The organism is Klebsiella sp. 4_1_44FAA, assembly GCF_000238715.1.
In the GTDB taxonomy this organism is placed as follows: Bacteria; Pseudomonadota; Gammaproteobacteria; order Enterobacterales; family Enterobacteriaceae; genus Klebsiella; species Klebsiella pneumoniae.
Genome location: NZ_JH414813.1, coordinates 1 through 7,457 on the forward strand (window position 1 = coordinate 1; position 7,457 = coordinate 7,457).

The following is a 7,457-nucleotide window of genomic DNA, read 5'->3' on the forward strand; positions in this document are numbered from 1 at the left end:
TTAGGTCGAGTGACGGCTTCACAATAGCTTCTAGCGTCTGCAGCATCATGCTTATTGGTTTTAACTATAGGGTTTGACGAACTGAGGGGCCATCAGTTTGACATTATGGCCCATCGATATCAGTTTATTGGCCCAGAAATGAGCAGATGCACAGGCCTCCATGCCGATCAAACAGGGTGGGATGTTGGCAAAAAAGGAGGCCATTTGTGCCCGTCTGAGTTGTTTGTTGAACAACCGTTTTCCGTGCTCGTCAACCCCATGGATCTGGAAAACGTTTTTTGCCAAATCGATTCCAATAGTTTTAACGTTCATGATAGCAGCGCTCCGTTCAATGAGTGACGATTTATCGTCCCACTGTGGCACAAGAGATGGGAGGCGACCATTCCATTAACAAAGCCAAACGTGGCTTGAAAGCTCGCCTTTGGACTGACAAAGCGATCAGTGAATTTCTCGGTGCGCCGCTCAGTGCAGGCCCGGTAAAAGCCTGGAAACAGAAGGAAGTGAAAAAAGTCGAAGCGACACCCGCTTTCAAAACATGGCTGGAACAACGTCGCGCATGGCTGGTTGCGCGGGGTAAAATATCCTCTGATACAGAGTTGCCTTGCCACCTGGACGCTCCGATAATTCCAGGTAAACAACATAAGGAATCATAATATGAACAAAAAGCCTCGCTATGCTGTCATGCTGGATGGGGATAAAACCGTCTATAGTGGAAATAGTCGGTTTGTCGCCTGGACGTTCTGGCTGATGAACCGTCATCGTAGGGCTATCGCATATGATTGCGGAGTTTGGGTTGTTGAACCAGCCTACTGGATCCGTGTCGTTTAATCTGCTTTTGCAATGTGCAGCTGCTTCATGTCATGCCTAAGGAGTTATTTTGAAATGGATTAATTTTTTACAACGTCTTCTACAACGTTTTTTCCCCAAAAAAAATGAAATAATTGAAGTGAAATACATTGAAAGGGATGAAACAAGAGTATTACCAGACATCCCTGAAAACGTCATAGCTGCCTGTCAGACTCTTCAGGTGAAGCTGGATTCTGTTAAGAATAATCCATTTTTGGAAATTAGTTTGATTTATGGATTTCTTGATACTTTTGGCGAGTTTGCATCAACCTTTACAGTATGTCAGAAAGGTTGCAGCGCCTGTTGCAAAATAGGTGTCGAAATGACGGCATTAGAAGCAAGTTTTATAGAAAAAAATACATCCCACAGAATTGTATCTAACAAGCAAAGAAAATTAAAAACCAATACAGATTGCCCATTTTTAACTGATGGAATCTGCTCCATATATGAATATCGACCTTTCAATTGTAGAACCTTTTTCACAGTAGATAACCCTAAGTACTGCGAAACACCAAACGAACCTCATAGGACATATGGGAGTTTAGGTGGTCAAGACATAAATATAATTTATCAGTTCCGAAACTATATTGACCAACTAAATGGGAAGAGGAAGAAGAGTGATATAAGATTCTTCTTTGGGAATCATAAAGGAATAAAATAGCCAGGCATGGAAATATTTCAGTCCAGTTCCGCTGACAGTGCGTGTTTTGCGCGCTGTTCCACTGGCTCCGGCTATGATATGTCACAGTTTTGATTTTATCCAAAAAGGCCGCATCGCGGCCTTTTTAGTGAATCAATTGTTTGCTGACAACGCTTTTTAATTCCAGAAAGGATCGTTTTCCCAACCTTGCGGGAAGCCGGTATCAGCCATATACAGCTGCGCCGCATGGCTACCAGCAAAAAGACGAAGAAGATCACCCTTTAAGTCAATGCCCGCCAGGTCTAGTGTCTTAATCATTTTGTGTATCACGCAGACCGTCAAGTATGGTCGATACTGGTGAACTGCGGGTATGGTCAACTCACTGGCTATCTGGCTTGGAATCGCAAGTTTGGCGTTCCACAGTCGGCTATGATGCGCGGCACGATTTCTTACGTCACGCAGACGCTGAACCCAGTTCGTCAGCGAATTGAAATCATTTGCACCAAACTCATTTGCGAGTGTATCCAGCAGAGTGTTATGAGGTGCTGGCAATCCCTTAAAATATGAGAAATCAGTCGCACTGAATATCTTGAAAAGACAACCGATAGTAATTACCTCACTGGCAATCCAGAAAGGGGGTAGATTAGAGAATTGCGGATGCGAATTATTGTGGTATTTTTTCCTGTAATTTCTCGCGTAAAGCTCCCCTTCCTTATTAAAGTCACCTTGTATTCTACTTCGAATGTCATCAATAATTTTAGTGCCTTTCGCTGTATAGAAAAAAGTATTATCAAGATACCAGAAAGGGTCATTTGAGAATGCGGAAAGTGTATGGTCAAGCCTGCTTCTGAGCTTAACTTCAAGCCGCGCAATTACGCCAAACAACAGTACACGAAGTTTTTCGTCGAAGCGGTATAGCTCAACCCCATATTCAAAATACTCATCTTTTCTGTAATGTTTTCCGCCCGGACTTGCCGGATCTAACAGAGGATGGAGATAAATTTTAAAATGGTAATAGCTTATCTGGCTGAGCGTATTTTCTGCTTCAGCCTCGTCCAAAAACTCAAGCTTTTTGCTCTTGAGGTCGTTAATCAGATCGGCAGGTGTACGGTAAGGCTTGCTGTAAAGGGTTGTCGGCATCGCAGCATCATCCCTGAATAGGCAAAAAAAAGCCCACTAACTTCCCCAAAGGGTTGTTGCAGGCATCATTAATACTAATACTACTCCATTTGACAAACACGTCAACGGAAATTACTCAAAAAAGAGCAATCAATACATCCTCTGGGCATAGATAGTTCTGTCTAGTTACCTGCCATTTCCCTTCAGCAGCGCCACCGCCTCATCGCCTGGCATCTGGAACTGCACCCGGTGCCGTGCCGCGACATCGAGCGCAAACACTTTCGTGTAGACCTCCGTCGAGCTGATCGACTTGTGTCCCATCAGGCTCTGCAGCACCTTCAGCGGGATGCCGGCATACAGCATATGCATCCCGTAGCTGTGACGGAACGTGTGCGGGGTAACCGGTACCGAAAACGTCACCCCGTCGGCGGCAGCCGCATCAACGGCTTCACTTATCCAGGTCCGGACCGTTCTGTCGGTAATTTCCCAGATGCGTGCTTTCTCGGTTCTGTCTGTGCGTTTATTACGGCGCTCCAGCGGAATTTTAAGCGTGGCCACCATCATCTCCAGCTGGCTGACATAGTTCGCATCGGAAAGCGGAACGATACGATGAGGCAGGCTACCGGCCGGAGCACGGCCGGCCGTTCTGGTGGCTTTTTCGGTCCGCTGTTTGAGCGTGGCCAGCTGCACGAACGGGTAGGGCGGTGTCAGGGAAAAATCACTCCGGGTCAGCGCCAGCGCCTCGTTAATGCGCGCGCCGGTATTCCAGAGGGTTGCCAGCAACATCTTGCGGTGGAGATCGGGTACATAGTGGAGCAGGGCACTTACTTCCGGCGCCAGCAGGTATTTCGGCAGTTCGTCCTGAACGAGCGCCATCTGACGCAGGGCCAGCGCCGCTGGATAGTCGATAGAAACAGGTAACTGAGCACCTGTTGTCGAATACCCTCCCAGGGTTACAAGTCCGGTCATCAGGATGATTCTCCGCCAGGGGATATGCGCAGTGCTCCCGCAATGATTTCCCGGTTCTCTTCATTACGCCAGTTACCAAAATAGTCCACTTCCAGACGCAGGGAATGATCTGCAGCCTCTATCAGATCCGACACTTTCTGCAGGGCGCTATGCAGCTGCTGCGCTGATATCACGCGTGGCACATCATGCTCATCCACACCGTTGCGGTGTACCAGATCGTTTCGCCAGTCTGCGATGATACCCAGCGGCTCAATTGGCCAGACGGGCGGTATATGAAGCACAGTCCCGAAATAGCGCTCAATGGTTTTCACGTTATGAAACGTCATACTCGCAACAACATTCTTTGCCACAGGGCGGAACTTGGTAAGCTCCATCTCGCGGGCCGCCTGCTTCTCTTTCTTGCCTACCTTAGCAAAAGGTAAGTAATACTCTTCAAAGTATCTCTCGAGCGGCCTGTCCTCTTCCAGCAGAGCTCTGGCGCAGTACATCAGGTACGCCTCCATGACCGTCACGGCATGGACGAAAGACATTCTGTACACCAGTTCAGGCTGCTTTTCATCAAGCAGGGCATGGAGCTTCTTCAGCTCCTGGCTGGCGTGCAGGTAACGCTGATGAACATTGTTCAGGGAAGCCACAAACAGCCCGTGTTCATGATCCCACTGAGCCTGATCGGCGAGATACTCCTGTTCCCAGTAGTACAGGTTAGCGGCCTGTTCCCATTCTTCTGAGCCGGGGACAACATCCGGATAATTTTCAGCAAGCCATTTATCAAATCGTTCAGATTCAATATCCATCATCTGGTCTTTCATGCTTCCCATAATGCCAGTACCCTTCTGTATGGTTCTGTAAATGAAAAATCCAGCCGGTCATACTGCCGCATCGTCTCCACGGAACGGTTCAAAAGCCAGCAGGGCGTCCGCCCTGGAGGCCAGCTCGATACAGTCCCCGCACTGCGGGTTAATCTCTTCATCAATGGCCTCGTTATACCGCATGCGCAGCCGCCATCCCGTCACGGGAGGCGCGTTCTGTATGGCCAGCACCATCCCTTCCGGCGACAGCAGTTCACGGAGGGTGTAGCAGGCGCCAATCCGGGTCGAATCCCGCAGCCACATCACGGGGTACTCACTGACCAGCTGGTCATACACACATTCCGGCGTATGGAAATAATTCCCGTCCGCCCTGCATAAATCACACATTCGCGTTCCTTGTATCGAGAAATCCCGTCAGGCCGGGTCCGGCATAAAACGGCCTGGCTCAAACGGCCAGCGCCTGTCGCCCTGCGAGTACACCTCGATCCACGCCAGTGTCCCGTGCTCAAAATACAGGTGATAACCGTCATCGGCACTGAGGGTCAGCATCCCGTCAAAACAGGTATCGGTTCGCGTACCGTCACCCATCCAGCGAAGCAGGCGGCCTTCAGCGGAAATCTCGTAAAATTCACACTCGCAGTCTAGGTCGTCGGTCTGAAAGTCCGTCCCGGTGACTCCGTCAGGCATCCGGTACCGGAATCTGACCGTATCAAACATTCCCATAATTTTGCTTCCTTAAATTGCTTAAAAATCCCGCCATTCATATTCTTTTTGCGACCTAGCGGCACCAGTCTGGTCTGGGCGGTAGTTCTGAATAATTTGAACAATCCTCAGTGCCTAGAATGAACGACGCATGATCGAAGCCCTGTGAGAGGTCATATTCACTTGCTCCTACTGGTAAGCTCAAATATCCCCCAATCACTGAAGAGGGAGCCTGCCATGATGCGCAGCCATCAGAGAGCCAACGCCAAGCCAGCTCGTTTCCTTGCACGTCCAGCAACTGAACCAGTTCTTTGCCGTAACTATTCGCAGTTTGATATACCCAGACAGAATTCATGCCCTGGCTAATAAGGCCCCGAATAACTTGATCAATATCCATTTAATACCCTGTTAAATAATCCCACCACTAAATCATTACCTAATGACACACCTGACAGTCACAAATCGGGATTTTATCTATTGTCATTATTCTCTGGCTGATAATAAGCAGCCATATAACCACGTCATTAAATTACCGGATAGCCGTTCCGGTGAGATCCGATTTTTACGCTATTGCGCAGTTTCCGGAAGTGTACCACGGTCAGGGAATAACCACACCGCCCTTTTATGGGGGTGAGCGGGCGGTGGCGGGGCAGGGGGTAAACACTATATATAGAATAAACAGCAGATAATAGAGTGGCACATCTTGTGTTCTGGTGCCGCTGCGCCCCGGCGGGGCTGAAGCAGATCCGGAACTACCTTTTTTCGGATCTCGGGAGAGGAAGAGAGGAATTTTTGCAGCATGGACACAAAAAACGAGTAATTGTTGCGATGAGAGGATTATTGCGCCATGAGCAAATATAAATGACTTTATGCGCCATGAGGTTAAATATATTGTTCCTGCCGTCCGGCTGAACCCCGGGGCAGGGGATCAGCCGGGAAGGAAAGCGTCACGGTTCTGCTTTCCGGGAGAGGGTCTTTCTTTTTTTCTGCAGGTACATCACTTCGTCACATTTACCGATCATCTCCGCCAGTGTCGTATAATGGTCTGCGTTATTGATCAGTTCGCCAAAGGAATAATTGATGTTGTAGGGCTTGCCCGAGGTGTCATTGTAATGATCGAGACTGGCACTCAGCGCGTGCAGATAAGACTGAGTGTTACCGTTTCGCCGGATCAGGGCGGCAAACTCATCCCCGCCGAGGCGGCCTGCTATTTCACCCGGTTCAAGGTGCTGATGTAAAAAGCCGGCAAAGATCTTCAGCACCTCGTCACCTTCCGCGTGTCCCCAGAGATCGTTAACCGGTTTGAACCTGTCCAGATCGAAATAGATGAGGCTGAACGACGCATCCTGCCGGTTCATTGCGCGGAAGAGTTTTTCGCCGGCGCGGTAAAACCCGCGCCGGTTGGGAATGCCCGTCAGGCTGTCCGTCATGGCCATGCTGATGGCCTCGAATTCGTCCTCCACGATACAGGCCAGGTCCCGGAGGGACGCAATGTCCTCATCCGTGAAGGCGCGGGGAACGGTGTGGATCAGGCACAGCGTGCCGGCCACCGTGCCGTCCGGCAGGCTCACCGGCTGGCCGGCGTAGAACCGGATGTGTGGCTCACCGGTAACCAGGGGATTATCGTGAAATCGCGCATCGGCAGCCGCATCGTGAATGATAAAAGGCCCTTCCTGCAGAATGGCGTGCCCGCAGAACGAAATATCACGTGGAGTTTCGCGCACGCCGACGCCCTGGCAGGCGAGGAGCCACTGGCGCTCGCGATCCAGCAGGCTTATCAGAGCCACCGGGACCTGAAAGGCTTTGCGGGCCAGCCGCGTCAGGCGTTCAAAACGCTCATCGTCACGGGTATCAAGAAGGCCGGTAATATACAGGGACTTCAGCCTCTGTTCTTCATTCTCCGGTATACCGGGTGCCTGCATGTAATCTCCTGGTATGTACAAAGTATATATGCAGATGAAAAGGTGTTTGGATCTGACTGAGTGTAATTATAGTTCACGACTTATGGAAGGTGCGAATAAGCGGGGAAATTCTTCTCGGCTGACTCAGTCATTTCATTTCTTCATGTTTGAGCCGATTTTTTCTCCCGTAAATGCCTTGAATCAGCCTATTTAGACCGTTTCTTCGCCATTTAAGGCGTTATCCCCAGTTTTTAGTGGGATCTCTCCCACTGACGTATCATTTGGTCCGCCCGAAACAGGTTGGCCAGCGTGAATAACATCGCCAGTTGGTTATCGTTTTTCAGCAACCCCTTGTACCTGGCTTTCACGAAGCCGAACTGTCGCTTGATGATGCGAAATGGTGCTCCACCTTGGCCCGGATGCTGGCTTTCATGTATTCGATGTTGATGGTCCGTTTTGTCTTGCGTGATG

Annotated in this window: 9 protein-coding genes and 3 pseudogenes; 3 read left to right on the forward strand and 9 right to left on the reverse strand. The window is 49.7% G+C overall.

Annotated elements, in window-relative coordinates; all coding sequences use genetic code 11:
- A pseudogene (locus HMPREF1024_RS01180) lies at positions 1 to 312 on the reverse strand (IS110 family transposase); the annotation flags it as partial.
- A gap of 56 nt (positions 313 to 368) precedes the next feature.
- Here HMPREF1024_RS01180 and HMPREF1024_RS0127795 point away from each other — a divergent pair.
- The 3 genes from HMPREF1024_RS0127795 to HMPREF1024_RS29590 are packed head-to-tail and all read left to right on the forward strand — an operon-like array spanning position 369 to position 1,507.
- Positions 369 to 653, forward strand: coding sequence for a hypothetical protein (locus HMPREF1024_RS0127795; RefSeq protein ID WP_045355000.1), 285 nt, complete (start codon positions 369 to 371; stop codon positions 651 to 653).
- A 1-nt stretch (position 654) separates the two neighbouring features.
- The gene (locus HMPREF1024_RS31500; RefSeq protein WP_004197778.1) at positions 655 to 828 is read left to right on the forward strand and encodes a hypothetical protein; all 174 of its coding nucleotides are present in this window, start codon (positions 655 to 657) and stop codon (positions 826 to 828) included.
- Between the two features lie 49 nt (positions 829 to 877).
- On the forward strand, positions 878 to 1,507 hold the full coding sequence (locus tag HMPREF1024_RS29590; protein WP_004197775.1) for a YkgJ family cysteine cluster protein: 630 nt from the start codon (positions 878 to 880) through the stop codon (positions 1,505 to 1,507).
- Positions 1,508 to 1,663: 156 nt separating this feature from the next.
- Here HMPREF1024_RS29590 and HMPREF1024_RS01175 read toward each other — a convergent pair whose 3' ends face one another.
- The 8 genes and pseudogenes from HMPREF1024_RS01175 to HMPREF1024_RS29605 form a co-directional block, all read right to left on the reverse strand.
- Positions 1,664 to 2,626: an Abi family protein gene (locus HMPREF1024_RS01175; protein ID WP_004197772.1), complete on the reverse strand. Its 963-nt coding sequence runs from the start codon at positions 2,624 to 2,626 to the stop codon at positions 1,664 to 1,666.
- Between the two features lie 165 nt (positions 2,627 to 2,791).
- Complete coding sequence (locus HMPREF1024_RS01170) at positions 2,792 to 3,574, reverse strand: site-specific integrase (protein WP_004197768.1); 783 nt, start codon at positions 3,572 to 3,574, stop codon at positions 2,792 to 2,794.
- Positions 3,574 to 4,392, reverse strand: coding sequence for a hypothetical protein (locus HMPREF1024_RS01165; RefSeq protein WP_004197776.1), 819 nt, complete (start codon positions 4,390 to 4,392; stop codon positions 3,574 to 3,576). The genes HMPREF1024_RS01170 and HMPREF1024_RS01165 overlap by 1 nt, the downstream gene beginning before the upstream one ends.
- Before the next feature lie 48 nt (positions 4,393 to 4,440).
- Complete coding sequence (locus HMPREF1024_RS01160; RefSeq protein ID WP_004197773.1) at positions 4,441 to 4,770, reverse strand: hypothetical protein; 330 nt, start codon at positions 4,768 to 4,770, stop codon at positions 4,441 to 4,443.
- A 27-nt stretch (positions 4,771 to 4,797) separates the two neighbouring features.
- Positions 4,798 to 4,932: pseudogene (locus tag HMPREF1024_RS31890) on the reverse strand (hypothetical protein); the annotation flags it as partial.
- Between the two features lie 229 nt (positions 4,933 to 5,161).
- Positions 5,162 to 5,482, reverse strand: a complete 321-nt coding sequence (locus HMPREF1024_RS30880; RefSeq protein ID WP_004197770.1) for a hypothetical protein — start codon at positions 5,480 to 5,482, stop codon at positions 5,162 to 5,164.
- Between the two features lie 550 nt (positions 5,483 to 6,032).
- Positions 6,033 to 7,007 (reverse strand): diguanylate cyclase, encoded by a 975-nt coding sequence (locus HMPREF1024_RS01150; protein ID WP_009309924.1) that lies wholly within the window; start codon positions 7,005 to 7,007, stop codon positions 6,033 to 6,035.
- 230 nt (positions 7,008 to 7,237) lie between these two features.
- Positions 7,238 to 7,457, reverse strand: a pseudogene (locus HMPREF1024_RS29605) (transposase); the annotation flags it as partial.